This window comes from Bacillus sp. FSL R5-0523 (assembly GCF_037975295.1).
Taxonomy (GTDB): Bacteria; Bacillota; Bacilli; order Bacillales; family Bacillaceae; genus Bacillus; species Bacillus subtilis.
Window position 1 is genome coordinate 2,397,653 of record NZ_CP150251.1, and the last position, 18,044, is coordinate 2,415,696.

An 18,044-nucleotide genomic window follows, 5' to 3' on the forward strand; every position below is an offset into this window, starting at 1 on the left:
CCTTACTCCGCTTTTACAAGAAATAGAGGTTGTCCGTATTCGACCAGCTGGCCGTTTTCTACTAATACTTCAACGATTTCGCCTTTCACTTCTGCTTCGATTTCGTTGAAAAGCTTCATCGCTTCTACAATGCAAACAACTGTGTTTTCATTTACTTTTGAACCGGCTGTTACATACGGGCCAGCTTCCGGTGATGAAGAAGCATAAAATGTTCCTACCATTGGTGAAGTGATTTTATGCAGATTCTCATCTTGCTTTGGTGCTTCTTGGGCAGGTGCCGCTGCTTGCTGCGCTTGCGGCTGAACTGCCTGCGGAGCCTGTGCTTGTACAGGTGCTGCCGGTGCCTGCTGCATGACTTGAACCGTGCCTGCTTCGTGTTTTTTCAGTTTTAAGGATACACCTTCATTTTCATATACGAATTCGTCAATTGTAGACTCGTCAATTGCTTTAATCAGCTCGTGGATTTCTTTGATATTTAACATTCAATCGCACTCCTATGTATGAAATTTCTTTTTTATAGGTTACTACTAAAAGTACATACTATGTTCATCTTACAGGAGCGGACTTTTGAATTCAACTCTAATATGACAGCAACGCAAAAAGCCCGCTTGTTTAGCGGGCTTCTTTTTCCTCTTTCTTACTTGGATGGTTCAAATGTGACAGCGACATCTTTCATTGTTTTGATTTCTTTTGCGACAAGGTCTATAATGGCTGTCGCCTTCGATTTGGAGTGTTTGTCTGATTTGACTGTAATATTGATTTTATCTCCTTCAGCATTAACGAGCGCATCCTCGTAACCTTGTGTTTTAATCAGCGTTTCCAGCTGTTTTTCTGTTCCTTCCACTTCACTGAGAGCCGTCATTTTATCGTATGCTTCGCTTTTCTCCTTGGCTGTTGCATCATCGCTTGACACAATCGCATTCAGCTCTTCTCTTTCTTTGCTTCTGGCATCTTCTAAATCAAGACGGTACGTTGTAAACAGATCATCATCGGCTGTTTCCGTAACAACAGTTCCTTTTTCACTGGCTTCAGCGGATGTTTCCTTGTCTGCTGATGAATCTTTCGTTCCCTTTGTTCCATCTTCTTTTCCTTTTTCAGTTTCTGTACCGCTTTTTTCCTTCGTGTCTTGCTTGGCAGGCGCTTTTTCAGTTGCGACCTCTCCGCTGTCAGACGCGCTTTTTTCACTTTGCATCTGCACAGCGTTTTTGCTTTCCGGCGACATGATATAGTAGACGCTTAACACCACGACAAGACTGAGCATTGTTAATAGCCAAACGGTTTGTTTTTTAAGCATTTATGAATCCTCCTTTATTTTTTTAGGGGCAACCGCAACCCGGTGGCTTGGAACATCCAGGACCCGTGTCACCGCTTCGATAATGGTTTGTTTTATTTGAACGTTGTCCACTCCTTGAGCAACAACGAGTACACCGCGTATATCAGGTTTTTTCGTTTGGACGACGACAGGTGTTTCTTTATCGCCGTTTTTGATCATGACGATTTCTTCCTCCGATGTTTGGTCTGTAACGCTTCTTGTTCCGCCTTCTTTGTCAGTTTCTTCAGTGGTTGTATTTTTGTTTGATTTGTTTTTTTCGTATACTTTCAGCGACGTTGCATCTACATTCACGACAACCGAGACATCGTCCACACCAATGATTGTTTCAAGAATTTCTTTCAGCTGATTTTCGTATTCTTTTTCATAGTCATCGATCGAGTCTTTAGGTTTATCAGATTTTGAGGCTTTAAACACTTCAGCTGTTTTCTCTTTGCTGTCTGCGGAATGTTGCGATGATACGGCCGTTATCGTTTTGGCGTTTTCTGTTTTCTCAGGTGAAGAAAACAGCTGGCTGACAAGCATAAAGGAAACTCCGAGAACAAAAACGAATAGAAAGTAATGATATTTGGTCAGCTTCGGCTTTTCGCCGTCCTTCATTTGTCCCGGAAGAAACTGCTTTTTCAATACATTCCATAATCCGTTTTTATTCATTGCCGACACTCTCCCCGCCTTCCATATGAACCGTAATTTTCTCACTTCCGATTTCCCAAATGTCCGCGAGCTGCGTTTGTATCTGTTTGGCTTCTTTTTGTTCGGCTGCTTCTTTCGTTACGTATGCATGATCTGTATCAATGTGGACCGGCGCGACCGTTTGGACCGTTTTTTCAGAAGACGGGGCCATATACACGCTGATTGTTTTAATATCCTCTTCTGAATCTACCTTTTCTCCTGCCGTGAGTTTGATGCGGCCTACTTTATATTCATCATGACTGAATCTCTCCTCCGCTTTCTTTTTTAGTTGGACAGCCATTTCTTCTAGAATATATGCGCGCTGGGAAGCTTGTATTTCTATTTTTTTTGAATTGATTTGATTTTTTATGTCGGCAGACTCTGACTGCCCGTTTTTTGTGAGATATTCAAAGATGACTTCGGGGTCTGTCTTGAAAAGTTTAAAAATCGGCGTAAGCATGACGACAATCAAGAGCAGGCTGACTACCATTTTTGCGTACTTTTGCATGCTGGAGCTCGGCAACAGCATATCAATCACAATTGCAAATAGGATAAACAACACGATGGTGGTAAGCCATTCCGTTAAAAAACTCATTCGCCTGCCTCCTTCATTTCATCATCATCGTGAGGTTTCCGGCTGTGATTATGACAGTAAGGCTTAAAAAAAACATGAGAGACACAATGGCGAGAGCTGCAAAAATATAAATGACGCTTTTGCTGATGACGTCGAGGCAGGTGATGACGGGCCCGCCTCCTAGCGGCTGAAGAATCGCGGCTGCCAGCTTATAAATAAAAGCGAGGGAAAGCACTTTGATTGCCGGAAATGCCGCAATACAGATCAAAATAGCGACACCGAGAATCCCTACCGTATTTTTCAGCAGTAAAGAGGCGCTGATTACTGTATCTGTTGCGTCTGTAAACATTCGGCCAAGCACAGGAATAAAATTTCCGGTTATAAATTTAGCCGTCCTGAGCGTAATGCCGTCTGTCACTGCAGCTGAGGCTCCCTGAACAGAGATGACGCCGAGAAAGATGGTAAGAAAAACAGCCAGTGCTCCGATGGCGATATTTCTGAGCAGGTTAGCCAGCTGCGTTACTTTGTATTGTTCAGTCATCGTGCTGACAATGCTCAGAATCGCTGATAAAAAAATCAGCGGCATGACGATATTCTGAATCAAGAGACCGCTCGTGTTCATCAGGAAGAGGATAACAGGATGAAAGAAGGCAGCAGATACAGCTCCGCCTGAGGAAGCCAAAAGCGCCAAGAGGAGCGGAATGAGCGCCAGGATAAAGCTGGTCATCGTCTGAATCGCCTCAGTTGCATAGTTAATTGCCACATGAAAGCTATTAAGCGCAAGGATAATCAGCACCATGTACACAATTGAGTAAGCGACCTTACTGACGGTGCTTTGCTGAAAAGCATTTTGCAAAAGCTGCAGAATGACGCAAAAAATCGTGAGCAAAATCAATGTGCCCAGCAGCTTTCCGTTGGCAAGCACTTCATGAAACAAGTAAGAAAAGAGAGCTTTCAGCCATTCTTGCGGTGAGAATGATTTATCGCCATTGATAAACTCCATTAAGCTGCCTTTTTGGCTTTCCGGCAGCAGTCCGCCGTATTCTGTCATAATGTCATTCCAAAATTCCCCGATCTTATCTGTTTCAAGCGAGGCTGCTGTCCTTTCCGCTAATTGCTCGGCTGTTTCAGCATGGTCTTCCGTTTGTTCTGCATTACCAGCTGCTTGTACAATTTCTGCACGGCCTGCTATGATCAGCACGGCCAAAAGCAAAACCCATTGAAAGCGCTTCAATCTACCGCCTCCTTTCGGTTATGACATAGAAGGTATAAGTCCGAGAATCGTTTCGATAATGACGGTTAAAATAGGCACAGCCATTACGAGTATTAAAATTTTCCCCGCCAATTCTATTTTCGAGGCGATGGCTCCTTGACCGGCATCTTTTGTGAGCTGTGCCCCGAATTCAGCAATATAGGCGATTCCGATAATCTTTAAAATGGTTTCAACATAGACCATGTTGACATTTGCATTAATCGCAATTTTTTCTATCATTCGAATAATGTCGTAGATTTGGTCTACCAAATAAAGAAAAATGGCACATCCGGCAAAAACGACGATTAAAAACGCAAAAGTCGGCTTTTGTTCTTTTACAATTAAAGAAAGGAAGGTGGCGATCAGCCCTAAACCTACAATTTGAACAATGTCAATCTGCAAGCCCCCCTATCCTTGGAATAAAAACACAGCTTTTATCTTTTTAAATAGGTCATCTACAATCGTGGCGACCATAAATAAAATATAGATAAAACCTAACAGCGTCACCCACTGAGCGTATTCTTTCTTGCCCATCTGATCCAATATCGTGTGTAAAAAAGCGACCACGATTCCCACTCCGGCAATTTGAAATATGACATTCACGTCTACTCCCATTTTATTTTTGCTCCCCTCACGTTTACATCAATAGAAGAATGAGTAACAAGCCCGCTAAAAAGCCCAAACTTTTTATCATCTTTTCATTTTTCGCTTGCGCCTGCTCAGCATCCGCTTCAGAGGCTTCCAAATGTGTCAGCGCCAGCTTGATGTGCTTTTGCTGAGAGATTCGATCATGAATCCCGAGCGTCTCGCCAAACTGCTTCAGCACTTCGTATTCGCTTTTTTTCAAAGACAGGGTATCCCATACCTTCTTTAAGCTTTGCTCCCACGCCGTTTTCGCGGAATCACTTCCCTTGTCCAGCTGATCACTGAATGCGGAAAAAAGAGCTGAAACAGGCTGTGCGAGCTGTTTGGCAATCTGCTGTGAAGCAGTATGAAGCGGTGTATGGCCGTACATGATTTCAGCCTCGAGGGATTGAAGCGCCGCACGCAGCTGGCGGATTTGCCGCGGCCGTTCTGTATAAATCTTCGCCATCTCAAAACCTGTCCATGTTGTCGCTACCACAATGAATACAGCGCCCAGCAGCTTCAGCATGTTTTCACGCCCGTCGTCCTAGACAGCACATTTCCGTCTTTGTCATAAATTTGGCTCACTGTGCCCGGCCCTTTTGCTCTTGATAATTCCAAATAGCGGTCAAAGGCTCTTTCTTCCCACAAACGCTTCAATGAAGGCCGCTTCATCAGGTCGGATATGCTCCAGCCATGCGCCGATACGATTACTGAAACACCGGCATGCAGTGCCTCCAGAAGTGCATCTGTATCTTCCATACGCCCGATTTCATCGACAATCATCACCTCAGGGCTCATAGATCGAATCATCATCATCAGCCCTTCAGCTTTTGGACAGGCGTCTAACACGTCAATTCTCTGACCAAATTGATGCTGCGGAATGCCGCGAAGACATCCGGCAATTTCTGACCGTTCATCGACGATTCCTGTCTTAACGGGCAGCATGGGTTTTTTGCCGGTGCTTGAGAGCCTCGCAAGGTCCCGGAGAAGTGTTGTTTTGCCGGTTTGGGGCGGTCCGATAATCAGCGTATTCAGCCAGCTGCTTTGATATAAGTATGGAAGCAGTGGCTCCGCAATCCCCAGCTTTTGCCGGGCAATTCGTATATTAAAAGATGCGATGTCACGGAGGCCTTTCACACCTCCGTTTTCCGTAATGACTCTGCCCGCCAGTCCGACTCTGTGGCCGCCTCTGATCGTGACATACCCTTTCTTCAGCTCTTCTTCAAGTGTATACATACTATAGTTGCTGAGCCGGCTCAGGATCAGATGGGCATCCTCGGCCGTGCCCGCATAGGACAAATAAACAGGTTGTCCTCTTCGAATCAATTCAACAGGGCGGTTGATCCGAATTCTGACTTCTTCGATTTCCAGCCATTGTTGTTCCGGTATTTCAGAAAGGGCGTTTTTCATGGATTCAGGGAGAACCTCAGCGATTTCATTCAACAGAGCCTCCTCCTTTCTACCGATTGGCTTCTTTAAAATGTATGATGTGAGGCAGACTTTATGACAAGCCTCTCTTTATTTATGAACACCCGCCAAAATCAAGACAACACCCGTAAAAATCAGAATCAGCTTTGCATACGAAAGCTGCCCGGCAATTTGGTAGATTCCGACAGTCATCGTAATGATAAAAATCAACGGACCGACAATAGCGAGAATGCTGTTAACCACAACCGCCTTCCGGACATCGTTGGTCACAAGCATGACAATTGCTGCCGTCAGCTCAATCATAGAGGATAAAACTCGTAATCCCGCCATTGTTAAAACAGTAGAATTGATATTTCCAAGTAAAAATTTCATAGCACTCTCCCAACCTCCCATTTTTTTATATGATATGCTCTAGCTTGCTGAAGTAGTCTTGTCATTTTCGTATAAAAGAAAGATTCTGTTTTTGGGCACAAAAAAAGCCTGCTCCCATTTGGGAACAGACTTCTTTTTTTCTTTCTATGCTCTTGAAACGTAAGAACCGTCTGATGTATTGACAACAAGTGTGTCGCCTTCATTCACAAAGAACGGCACGTTTACAACAAGCCCGGTTTCAGTTTTCGCAGGTTTTGTACCGCCTGACGCTGTATCACCTTTAATACCAGGTTCAGTTTCAACAACTTTCAGCTCAACTGTGTTTGGAAGTTCGATACCAAGTGTTTCATCCTGGTACATCATGATATGCACAGACATGTTTTCTAGCAGGTATTTTAATTCTTCTTCGATTTGAGTTGCGCTCAGTTCAAGCTGCTCATAAGAAGAAGTATCCATAAATACGTGCTGATCTCCGTTTGCATATAGATATTGCATTGTTTTGGTTTCAATTTGCGCTTTCGCTACTTTTTCACCAGCGCGGAATGTTTTTTCCTGAATCGCGCCAGTGCGAAGGTTGCGGAGTTTAGAGCGGACAAATGCCGCACCTTTTCCAGGTTTTACGTGCTGGAAGTCAACGACGCGCCAAATGCCGCCATCTACTTCAATTGTTAATCCTGTACGGAAATCGTTAACTGAAATCATGTTTAATGTCCTCCTATATTCCAATCACAAAATAATAAGTTCTTTTGGGGAATGGGTGATTGTCCGGTTGCCGTTTTCTGTAATCACGATGTCATCTTCAATGCGGACACCGCCTGTTTCTGGTATGTAAATGCCCGGCTCCACTGTGACCACCATACCCGGTTCAAGGATAGCTGAAGATCTGACGGATAATCCCGGCGATTCATGAACTTCCATGCCGAGCCCGTGCCCGGTTGAATGGCCGAAATAGTCACCGTAGCCTTTTGCAGCAATATGATCCCTTGTGAGGGCGTCAGCCTCTTTTCCTGTCATTCCCGGCTTAATATGTGCGACGCCAAGCGCCTGAGCATCAAATACAACCTGATAGATCTCCTTCAATTGATCACTGGGCTGACCTACAGCGACCGTCCGGGTAATATCAGAACAATATCCTTTATAATAAGCGCCAAAATCAAGCGTAACAAGGTCTCCGCTTTCAATCAGTTTGTCACTGGCCACACCGTGCGGAAGGCTTGAACGAAGGCCTGAGGCGACAATCATATCAAAAGAAGAGCTGTCTGCTCCCTGGCTTCTCATATAAAACTCCAGCTCATTGGCAACAGCGATTTCAGAAATGCCGGGTTTCATAAACGTCAAGATATGTCTGAAGGCATCATCTGCAATCTTCGCAGCTTCCTCTAATATCTTAATCTCTTCACTAGACTTAATCAAGCGCAACTTTTCCACGGATTCAGCCACAGGCACTAATTCGGCATCACTGATAACGGCGCTGTATGAAGCGTAAGTGCCATATGTCATACTGTTCTGTTCAAAGCCGAGACGCTTGATGCCAAACGATTCAACAGTGTCGGCAGTGGTCTGAATCAAGCTGCCGCCATGTTCAATGATCTCAAAACCCTTTACCTGAACCTTCGCCTGCTCAGTATAACGAAAATCCGTAATAAACGCTGCTTTGTCACCCGATATAACAGCCAAACCCGCCGAACCTGTAAACCCTGTCATATAGCGTACATTCGTGCTGCTTGTAATCAGCATGCCGTCAATTCCCAGCTGTCCAAACAGGTTTCTTAATTTCTCTAGCTTCATCTTGATTCTCCCCCTTGCTGGCTTAATAAGTAGCGAACAGCAAGCTTGTAGCCTTCAGCTCCAAGACCGACAATCTGCCCTTTCGCAACAGGAGCGATAACCGACTGATGCCTGAATTCTTCCCTGGCGTATAAGTTTGATAAATGCACCTCTACCACAGGAAGACTGATGCTTGAAACAGCATCCCTGATCGCATAGCTGTAATGACTCAGGGCGCCGGGGTTCAGAACAATCCCGCTGTATTGCTCCTCAGCCTCATGTATCGCATCTATCAAATCACCTTCGTGATTAGACTGGAAGAAAGTGAGCTGGATATGTAAGGCTTCAGCAAACTGAAAAAGATCTGTTTCAATATCGGTCAGTGTCTGGCCGCCGAATACTTCAGGCTCACGACTCCCAAGCCGGTTAACATTCGGTCCGTTCAAAATCAAAAAATGAGGCACATAATCTCTCCTTTTCGCGAGGGTTTCTCATGTAAAAAATGTTCACTTCTCGTGAACATTTTATCATACTGGAAAAGGATTATACACTATTCTCTATGCATTCCCAGCGCACGTGCAAGCTTTTCCGAATTCAGCTCATTGTATTCAAATGAAATGGAATACCCGACAAACAGCCCGTAAAGCAAATAAATGCAAATGGTCGTAATAATTGTATCTGATGTCAGTTCGGTCACCGTGCGCACATCTGGAAAAATCGGATTAAAGACAAAAAACACGAGCAGCCAAAGCACCAAGCCGTATAAAATACCCGGCCACATTGTTTTTAAACGTTTCAATAGAAGAAAATAAAGAAACGCTGCGCCAATTGAAATTACTCCAATTAAAATGATGCTGATTACTGTTCCCAGCCCATGTTTTTTCCACTCTCCGAGCACAAACGGCTGCAATATCATATTCGGGCTGATTTCGGAAAAATGAAACAAATATGCGATATAAGCAACGAAACTCCAAAGTACGCCTCCGCAAAAACCTGTTGCCGCCACCCTTCCGGCCATTGAAACAGGCGGCTTTTGCTTCTCATTCAATTCTTCATTTTGTTCTGTATCTTTTTCGCTTGTCATCATGGCACCTCCAGTTAAAGTGTGCCCAAAAAATGAAATGTCAATAAAAAAGCTCACACTTTTTGACAGCTGCGAGTAAAATTTGAAAATAAAGGGTATAATGCATGTAGAAAAAGCAAGGCTATGGCAATTTTTTCAGCCTGTCAATCTAGAGGTTTAGCGTTGTTTCCTGTACAATAGAGTGAAAGGAAATGGTTAGCAATCCTAAAGAAATAGGCAGGTTGATAATATGTCAAAACATAAAGTTCCGCCCGCTTACGGCGGGCAGGCTGTTGTGGAAGGCGTTATGTTTGGCGGAAAGCATCATTACGTTACAGCCATCAGAAGAACGGATGGAAGCATTGACTTTTTTAAGCTTCCACGCAAACACAACCCGAAACTGAACATCGTGAAAAAGATACCGTTTTTACGGGGGATCGCGGCCATTATCGAAGCGAGTGCAAACGGCACAAAGCATTTGAATTTTTCAAGCGAACGTTACGGGCTCGATCCATCTGAAGACGAGACACTTGAGCAGGAAGAAAAAAAATCCTCTGGGCTGTCTATGTATCTCAGCCTCGCAGTTATAGGCGTCCTATCATTTTTGTTCAGTAAATTCGTATTTACATTGGTTCCAGTTTTCTTAGCTGAACTGACAAGGCCGATTTTTTCCTCGGACACAGCGCAAATCGCGGTTGAAAGCCTGTTTAAGTTGATTTTGCTGCTCGGTTACATCTATTTTTTGTCCATGACACCGCTTATTAAAAGAGTGTTTCAATATCATGGAGCCGAACATAAAGTCATAAACTGTTATGAACAGAATTTGCCAATTACTGTGGAGAATGTCCAAAACCAATCTCGGCTTCATTACCGCTGCGGATCAAGCTTTATTTTATTTACGATTATTGTCGGCATGTTTGTTTATTTACTCGTTCCGACAGATCCGCTTTGGCTGCGTGTTATAGATCGTGTCGCACTGATACCGGTCGTGCTTGGTATATCCTTTGAAGTTCTGCAGCTGACAAACAAAGTGCGTGACATTCCCGGTCTGAAATTACTTGGGTACCCGGGACTTTGGCTTCAGCTGTTAACCACAAAGGAACCTAAGGATGACCAGGTTGAAGTTGCCATCGAAAGCTTTAACGAACTTCTCAGACTCGAAGCATTGTCTGAGCAAAATCAGAAGCCTTCTCACAACGTCATCTAAAATCCGTTGCCCTGCTATTACTTTCGGAGGTGGACAGTTATGAATCATCGTGTACAACCTATTATTGCTGTATTAATTGCGCTGGGAGCGTTCGGTTTCCTCTATGTGCTGGTAACCAATCCCGGAGAAATGGCAAAAATGGCGGTAACCGTCATCGTGGCAGGTATCATTATTTATTTTATTGTGAAATATGTAATGAATCGAAATGCGGGCAGCGAAGGAGCAGCCTTCAAAAAAGCGGCGAAACAATCGCGGCGCCGGATGAAAGAACAAAAAGCAAAACACCGCGCCGGACATAAGGGACGTGTCAGCCACCTGCGAAGCGTTCCGAGCGCCAGCAAGCCTAAGCCGATGATTCTCAAGAAAAAAAGCCAGACTCAGCTGACTGTTATAGAAGGGAAAAAAAACAAAAAGAAAAACAGAGCGCTTTTTTAATAGGTCCACTGCTTTAAAAACAGCTCTGTCCGTCTTTTACCTAGCTCAATCAGGGCTAGTTTTTTTTGTTGTGTTAAATGAAAATCAGTGGCCATTACGTCATCGACAGGGAGAAAAATGATATTTTGTTCATAGCGTGACGCAATGTGCCTTGCGTCATGAGCATCCTTCATCGTTTCAAACAGGGCGCCGAACAGTTCAAAAGCGTTGCGGATATTTTTTTTCGGACGCTCTCTTTCACGCGGCGCAAGCGTGACACCGATCACAGGGCGCTTTCTTTCCTTTGAAAACAGCCAGATTGGAAAATTGCTTAACACGCCTCCGTCGACAACCGTGGCGGTGCCTGTGTCCGTTTTTAATTTTATCGGTTCAAAGAAATACGGGATGCTGCAGCTCATTCTGACCGCTCTGGCAACCGGGAACATATCTGGATTTAACCCGTAACGGGCCAAATCGTCCGGCAAAACAATCATGGTGCCGTTTGTCAAATCAGAAGCAATAAGGCGCAGAGACCCTTTCTGCAAATCGCCGAAAACCCTTATGCCTTTCGCTCTTAACAGATCAGCAATCCATTTTTCTATCGTATCGCCTTTGTATAAGCCAAGACGCCAGTAGATGGAAACCCACTGGAGCATCTTTAAGGGGAGAAATGAGTACCTCTGGTCCAGCAATTTCTCTCCGTCCACTTCTTCAATTAAAGCGTGGATTTCCTTACTGGTGTAACCTGACGCAATGAAAGCGGCAATAATGGCGCCGGCGCTTGTACCCGCAACTCTTTTAAAGCGGAAGCCTTTTTCCTCAAGCACTTCATAAGCGCCTGCGAGCGCAATGCCTTTTACTCCTCCGCCGGAAAAAACACCGTCAATATACATCTCATTCCCTCCCCCTCCATCCGATCGTTTATTACCATTTTAAGAAAACACGCGAAGAAATAGACCAACGAATGACGGGTGGCGTCAGCGTATCAAAAAAGACGGCCTCCTTCGAGACCGCCATTTTACTGATTATGATGTTCTGTTTTCTTTTGGATTGATTTCAGATCTTTTTTACGGGCATCATCTTCTTCAAAATATTGAACAAGATCCCCGATGCGATCAATACTGTTCCAGCTTAAATGATGTTCGATTCCTTCGACATCGTTATATATTTTCTCTTCATCAACACCAATGATTCTTAAAAACTGCTCAAGCAATTCATGTCTGTATACCAGCCGTTTGCCTATTTTTTTCCCTTTAGACGTTAACACGAGACCGCGATATTTTTCATAAATTAAATATTCGTCTTTATCTAGTTTTTGAACCATTTTTGTTACAGAGGAGGGATGGACTGCCAATGCTTCCGCGATATCGGAAACTCGTGCATATCCTTTTTCTTCAATCAGCATATAAATCTGTTCAATATAATCTTCCATACTTGGTGTTGTCATCGAAACCCTCCCAAAAAGCACCTTATCTTTATAAACCATTACAAGTTTACACTAATGAACTTGAAAAAACAAGGATGCTCCGCGGGTCAAAAGCCCTGTTTACCGCTTATAATTCCATTCATCTGAAGCGTACTTTGTTTCAGCCAAGTGATGAACAAAATCAAGCTCTTCCTGAGAAAGTTCATATGGCTCCAAATGAATGTTAAGACCTGTTTCAAATCCTTCTTTAAAGGCTTGACGAGCCTCATCCATCGTCACCCGCTTTTCAGTGAGTTCATTAATGGCAACCGCTTTATTTTTGAAATTGCGCTGCATCCGCTCTCTTACTCTTTCACTTGGATATAAGAACAGATCGAACAGCTTGTCCTCATCTAAATCAAGAAGAATGGAGCCATGCTGAAGAATCACGCCTTTTTGTCTCGTTTGCGCGCTTCCCGCTACCTTGCGCCCCTCAACCACTAGCTCATACCACGAAGGCGCGTCAAAACAAACAGATGACCGCGGATTTTTTAAGCTTTCTTTTTCTTTTTCAGTTCTCGGGATGGCAAAGTAAGCGTCCAGACCGAGATTTCTAAAGCCTTGAAGTATGCCTTCTGAAATAACCCGGTAAGCCTCAGTAACAGTCGCCGGCATCTCGGGGTGCTCTTCCGAAACAATTACGCTGTATGTCAGTTCCTGATCGTGCAGCACACCTCTCCCGCCGGTCGGGCGTCTGACGAATCCGAGATTATATTTATGTACTGCTTCAAAATTGATTTCCTTTTTAATATTTTGAAAATACCCTACAGAAAGTGTCGCCGGATTCCAGCCGTAAAAACGGATAACCGGGGGGATTTTCTTTTCGCTGTGCCAATATAAAAGCGCTTCATCAAGCGCCATATTGAATGCAGGACTTGCATTGCCTGAGTCTATAAACCGCCAAGTTTCTTTTTGCATTTTAAGACCTTCCTTACCGTTTTAATAGAATCAGTTTATCAAACTGTCGGGAAAATGAAAAATATTTTAGTTCCATTATAGATGACAATCACGCTGTGCTTTACTATAATAGTATTTGTCGAAAACGGCTCTATGACCTTGTTTTATGATGCAGGGTTTTGATTTTATATGCTAAAGGAGTAGAATCACATTGTCTAATATGATCGTTTTGATTATTTTTGCTGCGTTTATCATCTATATGATTGCTTCATATGTCTATCAGCAGCGAATTATGAAAACACTTACCGAAGAAGAATTCCGCGCGGGTTACCGCAAAGCGCAGCTTATTGATGTTCGCGAGCCAAATGAGTTTGAGGGCGGACATATTTTAGGCGCCCGCAACATCCCGCTTTCCCAGCTGAAACAGAGAAAAAATGAGATCCGTACGGACAAGCCTGTTTACCTGTACTGCCAAAACAGTGTCCGCAGCGGACGCGCGGCACAAACCCTGCGCAAAAACGGCTGCACTGAGATTTACAACCTAAAAGGCGGCTTTAAAAAATGGGGCGGAAAGATTAAAGCGAAGAAATAAAGCAAACAGCTGTCTGGTAGACAGCTGTTTTTATTTATCTTTCTACCGCCTCGTATCTGAGCACCGGGTGTCTCGCCGCTTTTGTTTCATCCATTCTTTTTACAATCGTTGTATGCGGGGCCTCCTGAACAAGCTCCGGATTCTCCTCCGCTTCTTTTGCGATTTGAATCATAGCACCAATAAACGCGTCCAGTGTTTCCTTTGATTCGGTCTCTGTCGGCTCGATCATGATGCATTCTTCAACATTAAGCGGGAAATAAATCGTCGGCGGATGATAGCCGAAATCAAGGAGCCGTTTTGCAATATCAAGCGTACGCACTCCCAGCTTTTTCTGCCGCTTCCCTGATAATACAAATTCATGCTTGCAATGGCGGTCAAACGGAAGATCGTAATAAGGCGCGAGCTTTCTCATCATATAATTGGCGTTTAACACTGCGTTCTCAGTAACAGCCTTTAATCCGTCAGGCCCCATGGAGCGAATATACGTATACGCTCTCACATTAATGCCAAAGTTGCCGTAATACGGCTTCACACGGCCGATCGCATGAGGGCGGTCATAATCAAACGTAAAGCGCCCTTCTTTTTTGACTAAAACTGGCTTTGGCAAATAAGGAATCAGATCTTCTTTTACGCCGACAGGGCCTGAGCCGGGGCCTCCGCCGCCATGAGGGCCTGTGAATGTTTTATGCAGGTTGAGGTGCACCACGTCAAATCCCATATCTCCAGGTCTCGCCTTGCTTAAAACGGCATTTAAATTAGCGCCATCATAATACAGTTTCCCCCCCGCTTGGTGTACAATTTCCGCCATCTCTGTAATCTGCTCCTCAAACAAGCCGAGCGTGTTCGGATTCGTCAGCATAAGAGCTGCAGTTTCTTCATTCACTGCTCTTTTTAAATCCTCTAAATCAACAAGCCCATTTTCATTCGATTTCACCGTAACGGTTTCAAAGCCTGCTACTGTTGCTGATGCAGGATTCGTCCCATGCGCGGAATCAGGGACAATGACCTTCGTCCGCTTGAAATCCCCGCGAGCTTCATGATAGGCACGGATCATCATCAGCCCCGTCCATTCGCCGTGCGCTCCGGCAGCAGGCTGAAGCGTAACCCCATCCATTCCCGTTATTTCTTCAAGGTGCTTGCTTAAATCATATAAAAGCTCTAATGCGCCTTGCACCGTGTCTTCATCCTGAAGAGGATGAATCGCAGCAAAACCAGGTATACGTGCGATTTTTTCATTGATTTTCGGATTGTATTTCATCGTGCAAGAACCGAGAGGATAAAAACCGGAATCCACCCCGTGATTGCGTTTGGACAGCGCTGTATAATGGCGCATGATGTCCAGCTCTGAAACCTCCGGCAGCGCTGCGTCTTCGTCACGAATATAGGTGTCTGACAAGAGGTCCCCCAATTCGATTTCCGGTACATCGAGCTCCGGCAGACTATAGCCGATTCGGCCTTCTCTTGAAAGTTCAAAAATAAGTGCCTGGTCCTGATTACTCATGGCGATCCCCCAATTCCTGAATGAGTGCGTCAATTTCTTCTTTTGTTCTCAGCTCCGTTACAGCAATCAGCATATGGCAGTCCAGCTCCGGATACGTCAACCCAAGATCATATCCGCCAATCATGCCTTTTGCCAGCAAACGCTTGTTCACAGCTCTCACCGGCTCATCCAGTTTGATGACAAATTCATTAAATATCGGCCCGTCAAACATAACAGTAAGGCCTGCTTTTTTTGCTTCTTGCTTTGCATAGTTGGCTTTTAAGAGATTTTGGCCGGCTATATCTTTTACGCCGTTTTTTCCGAGAGCAGTCATGGCCACTGATGCTGCCAGCGCATTTAAAGCTTGGTTCGAGCATATATTTGATGTTGCTTTATCTCGGCGGATATGCTGCTCCCTGGCTTGCAGGGTAAGCACAAAGCCTCTTTTTCCGTTTTCGTCTTCCGTTTGTCCGACGAGACGGCCCGGCACCTTTCGCATTAATTTTTTAGTAACGGCAAAAAAGCCGCAATGCGGGCCGCCGTAAGCTGAAGGAATGCCGAAAGGCTGCGCATCACCGACGACGATATCAGACTGAAACTTGCCCGGCGGAGTGAGAAGACCTAGCGCAAGCGGGTTAGCTGAAACAATAAACATGGATTTCCCTTGATGAGCGATAGGCTCAATATCCTTTAACGGCTCGATCCGGCCGAAAAAATTCGGGTACTGAACGATCACTGCGGCTGTGTTCTCGCAAACGGTTTGGCGCAATGCATCAAGATCCGTAACGCCATCCGCAGCGGGTACTTCAACAACATCAATATACTGACCTTTTGCGTACGTTTTCAGCACTTCTCGCGATTCAGGATGCACGGTTTTTGACACAACGATTTTTTTCTTTTTCGTGTGGCCTGAAGCAAGCATTGCTGCTTCCGCCAAGGCTGTTCCGCCGTCATACATCGAGGAGTTTGCGATATCCATGCCTGTCAGTTCACAGATCATCGTTTGGAATTCAAAAATAGCCTGGAGCTCTCCTTGTGAAATCTCTGGCTGATAAGGCGTATATGCGGTATAAAACTCAGAGCGCGAAATGACATGATCCACAATGACAGGCTGATAGTGGTCATATACACCCGCTCCTAAGAAAGAAGCGTATTGTACGGTATCACGATTTTTAGAGGCCAGCTTTGTCAGTTCTCTTGTTAATTCTGTTTCTGATTTCGCTTTTTTAATTTGATACTCTTTTTTATATTTGACATTTTCCGGTATATCAGCAAATAAATCATCGATGCTGCTTACGCCGATAGTAGCAAGCATCTCCTGTTTATCCTTTTCTGTTGCGGGCAAATAACGGTGCTTCATGTGTTGTCTCCTCTCTCCAAGAAAAAATATTAGCGTTTATAAAATGGTGTTTTGACAACCTTTGCTTTCACTAATTTTTTGCGAATCTCTACATCTACAACAGTCCCGATCTCACTCGTTTCCAAATCAATTAAGGCAAGGCCGACGTTTTTCCCTAATGTCGGTGACTGCGTGCCGGTTGTCACCTTTCCGACAGACTTGCCATTTTGGAAAACCTCATATCCGTGCCGCGGTATCCCTTTTTCAATCATTTCGAGACCGACCAGTTTGCGTTTCGCTCCGTTTTCTTTTTGTTCACTCAATACTGACTTACCGAAAAAGTCAGACTCCTTTTTGTGCTTTACAGCAAAGCCTATACCTGCTTCAATCGGTGTAATATCCCGGGTCAGCTCCTGACCGTAGAGCGGGAGCTTCGCTTCAAACCGGAGTGTATCACGTGCACCGAGACCGCATGGAATCAATCCGTATGCATCCCCTGCATCGATGATTTTTTTCCAAATATGCATAGCATCATCACTGCGGCAGTAAATTTCAAACCCGTCTTCTCCCGTATAGCCAGTGCGTGAAATAAGTGCTTTGCGGCCGCTGATATCGGCTTCATCAATAAACGCAAACGGCTTTAATGCAGACACATCTGCCTCTGTCATATTTTTTAAGACCGCTTCTGCTTTCGGTCCCTGTACAGCCAAGAGCGCGATTTGATCTGACTGATTGTCAATCTGCACATCACCTGCTGCATGTTCTTTCATCCAAGCCAAGTCTTTATCTATATTAGAAGCATTAATGACAAGCAGATAGCGGTTCTCCCCTTTTTGATAGATAAGCAAATCATCGACGGTTCCGCCATCCGGGTAACACATCGCTGTATATTGAGCACGGCCTGGCGTTAACGCGGAAACATCATTTGTCATCAATCTTTGCAAAAAAGACAGACTGTCGTTCCCTGACACTTCGACTTCTCCCATATGAGATACATCAAACAAACCGGCTGCAGTTCGGACAGCCTCGTGTTCTTTTTTTATAGAAGAAAATTGAACAGGAAGCTCCCAGCCTCCGAAATCAATCGTTTTTCCTCCATATTCCTTATACAGGTCAAATAACGGCGTTCTTTTCAGCATCTAATTCCTCCCCTTTATCAACGGCGCAGCTAAAAACATACAAAAAAGGACAGAGAAACACCTCATGTAAAATGAAGGTTCTCTGTCCTGGCACCTGAAAGTTTACTTTGCATACGCAAAGACGTCCCCTTTGGTGGTTTGCGCATCCGCACAAACACTCTCCAGAGTTGCGTCGAGCAAGAGTTCTTTTGCCTGAGAGATTCACTCCGCAGTTTGCTCCTTCGGCGCCTGTATCCCGAGGTTTTCGGTCAGGTCTCTCCCCTTGCTGTCATTCGCTCATATTTTCATGCTGTTATGGACATACTATAGCAATATCTTACATCAAATACATACTCATATCCTACCATCATCACTATATGCTGGGCAACAGCAATTTGGGCAGATTTTTCTAATATTATTCATCTTAAGAATCGAAGAATAAGAAAG

General features: G+C 44.5%; 23 protein-coding genes and 1 riboswitch. Of the genes, 3 read left to right on the forward strand and 20 right to left on the reverse strand.

Features of this window, described 5'->3' with window-relative positions; translation table 11 throughout:
- Positions 1 to 2: 2 nt before the first annotated feature.
- The 14 genes from accB to NYE53_RS12200 form a co-directional block, all read right to left on the reverse strand.
- Positions 3 to 482, reverse strand: coding sequence for an acetyl-CoA carboxylase biotin carboxyl carrier protein (gene accB, locus NYE53_RS12135; RefSeq protein ID WP_003230252.1), 480 nt, complete (start codon positions 480 to 482; stop codon positions 3 to 5).
- Positions 483 to 637: 155 nt separating this feature from the next.
- Positions 638 to 1,294: a stage III sporulation ratchet engulfment protein SpoIIIAH gene (gene spoIIIAH, locus NYE53_RS12140; protein WP_003230250.1), complete on the reverse strand. Its 657-nt coding sequence runs from the start codon at positions 1,292 to 1,294 to the stop codon at positions 638 to 640.
- Positions 1,295 to 1,984 (reverse strand): stage III sporulation protein AG, encoded by a 690-nt coding sequence (spoIIIAG, locus tag NYE53_RS12145; protein ID WP_015714240.1) that lies wholly within the window; start codon positions 1,982 to 1,984, stop codon positions 1,295 to 1,297.
- Entirely contained in the window at positions 1,977 to 2,597 is a 621-nt protein-coding gene (gene spoIIIAF, locus NYE53_RS12150; RefSeq protein ID WP_003230233.1) for a stage III sporulation protein AF, read from the reverse strand. The genes spoIIIAG and spoIIIAF overlap by 8 nt, the downstream gene beginning before the upstream one ends.
- A 13-nt stretch (positions 2,598 to 2,610) precedes the next feature.
- Positions 2,611 to 3,810 carry a stage III sporulation protein AE gene (gene spoIIIAE, locus NYE53_RS12155; protein ID WP_003230230.1) on the reverse strand — a complete coding sequence of 400 codons (1,200 nt, stop codon included), beginning with the start codon at positions 3,808 to 3,810 and terminating at the stop codon, positions 2,611 to 2,613.
- An 18-nt stretch (positions 3,811 to 3,828) separates the two neighbouring features.
- The gene (gene spoIIIAD, locus NYE53_RS12160) at positions 3,829 to 4,230 is read right to left on the reverse strand and encodes a stage III sporulation protein AD (protein WP_003230228.1); all 402 of its coding nucleotides are present in this window, start codon (positions 4,228 to 4,230) and stop codon (positions 3,829 to 3,831) included.
- Positions 4,231 to 4,236: 6 nt separating this feature from the next.
- On the reverse strand, positions 4,237 to 4,443 hold the full coding sequence (gene spoIIIAC, locus NYE53_RS12165; RefSeq protein WP_003153142.1) for a stage III sporulation protein AC: 207 nt from the start codon (positions 4,441 to 4,443) through the stop codon (positions 4,237 to 4,239).
- A gap of 22 nt (positions 4,444 to 4,465) precedes the next feature.
- Complete coding sequence (gene spoIIIAB / locus NYE53_RS12170; RefSeq protein ID WP_014477309.1) at positions 4,466 to 4,981, reverse strand: stage III sporulation protein SpoIIIAB; 516 nt, start codon at positions 4,979 to 4,981, stop codon at positions 4,466 to 4,468.
- Positions 4,975 to 5,898, reverse strand: a complete 924-nt coding sequence (gene spoIIIAA / locus NYE53_RS12175; RefSeq protein ID WP_015714242.1) for a stage III sporulation protein AA — start codon at positions 5,896 to 5,898, stop codon at positions 4,975 to 4,977. Before spoIIIAA ends, spoIIIAB begins: the two co-directional genes overlap by 7 nt.
- A 75-nt stretch (positions 5,899 to 5,973) precedes the next feature.
- Positions 5,974 to 6,255 carry a YqhV family protein gene (locus NYE53_RS12180; protein WP_004398639.1) on the reverse strand — a complete coding sequence of 94 codons (282 nt, stop codon included), beginning with the start codon at positions 6,253 to 6,255 and terminating at the stop codon, positions 5,974 to 5,976.
- A 144-nt stretch (positions 6,256 to 6,399) separates the two neighbouring features.
- A complete protein-coding gene (efp, locus tag NYE53_RS12185; protein ID WP_003226377.1) occupies positions 6,400 to 6,957 on the reverse strand; it encodes an elongation factor P in 558 nt (185 codons plus the stop codon).
- A 24-nt stretch (positions 6,958 to 6,981) separates the two neighbouring features.
- Positions 6,982 to 8,043 (reverse strand): aminopeptidase PapA, encoded by a 1,062-nt coding sequence (gene papA, locus NYE53_RS12190; RefSeq protein WP_015251726.1) that lies wholly within the window; start codon positions 8,041 to 8,043, stop codon positions 6,982 to 6,984.
- Positions 8,040 to 8,486 (reverse strand): type II 3-dehydroquinate dehydratase, encoded by a 447-nt coding sequence (aroQ, locus tag NYE53_RS12195; protein WP_120028359.1) that lies wholly within the window; start codon positions 8,484 to 8,486, stop codon positions 8,040 to 8,042. The genes papA and aroQ overlap by 4 nt, the downstream gene beginning before the upstream one ends.
- Before the next feature lie 86 nt (positions 8,487 to 8,572).
- Positions 8,573 to 9,109 carry a YqhR family membrane protein gene (locus tag NYE53_RS12200; RefSeq protein WP_003230222.1) on the reverse strand — a complete coding sequence of 179 codons (537 nt, stop codon included), beginning with the start codon at positions 9,107 to 9,109 and terminating at the stop codon, positions 8,573 to 8,575.
- A 226-nt stretch (positions 9,110 to 9,335) separates the two neighbouring features.
- On the opposite strand from NYE53_RS12200, the gene NYE53_RS12205 reads away from it, so the two are divergent.
- Positions 9,336 to 10,292 (forward strand): DUF1385 domain-containing protein, encoded by a 957-nt coding sequence (locus NYE53_RS12205; protein ID WP_017696209.1) that lies wholly within the window; start codon positions 9,336 to 9,338, stop codon positions 10,290 to 10,292.
- Between the two features lie 39 nt (positions 10,293 to 10,331).
- A complete protein-coding gene (locus NYE53_RS12210; RefSeq protein ID WP_003226367.1) occupies positions 10,332 to 10,727 on the forward strand; it encodes an SA1362 family protein in 396 nt (131 codons plus the stop codon).
- On the opposite strand, the gene NYE53_RS12215 is transcribed toward NYE53_RS12210, so the two are convergent.
- The 3 genes from NYE53_RS12215 to lipM form a co-directional block, all read right to left on the reverse strand.
- Positions 10,724 to 11,599: a patatin-like phospholipase family protein gene (locus NYE53_RS12215; RefSeq protein WP_003230220.1), complete on the reverse strand. Its 876-nt coding sequence runs from the start codon at positions 11,597 to 11,599 to the stop codon at positions 10,724 to 10,726. The two genes, NYE53_RS12210 and NYE53_RS12215, sit on opposite strands and share 4 nt — an antisense overlap.
- Before the next feature lie 125 nt (positions 11,600 to 11,724).
- Positions 11,725 to 12,153 carry a transcriptional regulator MntR gene (gene mntR / locus NYE53_RS12220; RefSeq protein ID WP_003236923.1) on the reverse strand — a complete coding sequence of 143 codons (429 nt, stop codon included), beginning with the start codon at positions 12,151 to 12,153 and terminating at the stop codon, positions 11,725 to 11,727.
- 99 nt (positions 12,154 to 12,252) lie between these two features.
- A complete protein-coding gene (gene lipM / locus NYE53_RS12225) occupies positions 12,253 to 13,089 on the reverse strand; it encodes an octanoyltransferase LipM (protein ID WP_047182867.1) in 837 nt (278 codons plus the stop codon).
- A gap of 190 nt (positions 13,090 to 13,279) precedes the next feature.
- On the opposite strand from lipM, the gene NYE53_RS12230 reads away from it, so the two are divergent.
- Complete coding sequence (locus tag NYE53_RS12230; protein ID WP_004398485.1) at positions 13,280 to 13,660, forward strand: rhodanese-like domain-containing protein; 381 nt, start codon at positions 13,280 to 13,282, stop codon at positions 13,658 to 13,660.
- 34 nt (positions 13,661 to 13,694) lie between these two features.
- Here the strand turns inward: NYE53_RS12230 and gcvPB are convergent, their stop codons facing one another.
- From gcvPB to gcvT, 3 genes are read right to left on the reverse strand one after another with little or no spacing between them, the layout of a single operon-like run.
- Positions 13,695 to 15,161: an aminomethyl-transferring glycine dehydrogenase subunit GcvPB gene (gene gcvPB, locus NYE53_RS12235; protein WP_339244931.1), complete on the reverse strand. Its 1,467-nt coding sequence runs from the start codon at positions 15,159 to 15,161 to the stop codon at positions 13,695 to 13,697.
- Positions 15,154 to 16,500: an aminomethyl-transferring glycine dehydrogenase subunit GcvPA gene (gene gcvPA / locus NYE53_RS12240; RefSeq protein WP_339244934.1), complete on the reverse strand. Its 1,347-nt coding sequence runs from the start codon at positions 16,498 to 16,500 to the stop codon at positions 15,154 to 15,156. The genes gcvPB and gcvPA overlap by 8 nt, the downstream gene beginning before the upstream one ends.
- Positions 16,501 to 16,529: 29 nt before the next feature.
- On the reverse strand, positions 16,530 to 17,618 hold the full coding sequence (gcvT, locus tag NYE53_RS12245) for a glycine cleavage system aminomethyltransferase GcvT (protein ID WP_339244936.1): 1,089 nt from the start codon (positions 17,616 to 17,618) through the stop codon (positions 16,530 to 16,532).
- 170 nt (positions 17,619 to 17,788) lie between these two features.
- Positions 17,789 to 17,890: riboswitch (glycine riboswitch) on the reverse strand.
- Positions 17,891 to 18,044: the final 154 nt, after the last annotated feature.

Excerpts from the sequence above, each read along its gene's own strand:
- spoIIIAH (WP_003230250.1), bottom strand. The coding sequence starts at position 1,294 with ATGCTTAAAAAACAAACCGTTTGGCTATTAACAATGCTCAGTCTTGTC.
- gcvPB (WP_339244931.1), bottom strand. The coding sequence starts at position 15,161 with ATGAGTAATCAGGACCAGGCACTTATTTTTGAACTTTCAAGAGAAGGC.
- gcvT (WP_339244936.1), bottom strand. The coding sequence starts at position 17,618 with ATGCTGAAAAGAACGCCGTTATTTGACCTGTATAAGGAATATGGAGGA.
- spoIIIAC (WP_003153142.1), bottom strand. The coding sequence starts at position 4,443 with ATGGGAGTAGACGTGAATGTCATATTTCAAATTGCCGGAGTGGGAATC.
- spoIIIAF (WP_003230233.1), bottom strand. The coding sequence starts at position 2,597 with ATGAGTTTTTTAACGGAATGGCTTACCACCATCGTGTTGTTTATCCTA.
- NYE53_RS12210 (WP_003226367.1), top strand. The coding sequence starts at position 10,332 with ATGAATCATCGTGTACAACCTATTATTGCTGTATTAATTGCGCTGGGA.
- spoIIIAG (WP_015714240.1), bottom strand. The coding sequence starts at position 1,984 with ATGAATAAAAACGGATTATGGAATGTATTGAAAAAGCAGTTTCTTCCG.
- NYE53_RS12215 (WP_003230220.1), bottom strand. The coding sequence starts at position 11,599 with ATGTATATTGACGGTGTTTTTTCCGGCGGAGGAGTAAAAGGCATTGCG.
- NYE53_RS12200 (WP_003230222.1), bottom strand. The coding sequence starts at position 9,109 with ATGATGACAAGCGAAAAAGATACAGAACAAAATGAAGAATTGAATGAG.
- gcvPA (WP_339244934.1), bottom strand. The coding sequence starts at position 16,500 with ATGAAGCACCGTTATTTGCCCGCAACAGAAAAGGATAAACAGGAGATG.
- mntR (WP_003236923.1), bottom strand. The coding sequence starts at position 12,153 with ATGACAACACCAAGTATGGAAGATTATATTGAACAGATTTATATGCTG.
- accB (WP_003230252.1), bottom strand. The coding sequence starts at position 482 with ATGTTAAATATCAAAGAAATCCACGAGCTGATTAAAGCAATTGACGAG.
- spoIIIAB (WP_014477309.1), bottom strand. The coding sequence starts at position 4,981 with ATGCTGAAGCTGCTGGGCGCTGTATTCATTGTGGTAGCGACAACATGG.
- papA (WP_015251726.1), bottom strand. The coding sequence starts at position 8,043 with ATGAAGCTAGAGAAATTAAGAAACCTGTTTGGACAGCTGGGAATTGAC.
- efp (WP_003226377.1), bottom strand. The coding sequence starts at position 6,957 with ATGATTTCAGTTAACGATTTCCGTACAGGATTAACAATTGAAGTAGAT.
- NYE53_RS12205 (WP_017696209.1), top strand. The coding sequence starts at position 9,336 with ATGTCAAAACATAAAGTTCCGCCCGCTTACGGCGGGCAGGCTGTTGTG.
- lipM (WP_047182867.1), bottom strand. The coding sequence starts at position 13,089 with ATGCAAAAAGAAACTTGGCGGTTTATAGACTCAGGCAATGCAAGTCCT.
- NYE53_RS12180 (WP_004398639.1), bottom strand. The coding sequence starts at position 6,255 with ATGAAATTTTTACTTGGAAATATCAATTCTACTGTTTTAACAATGGCG.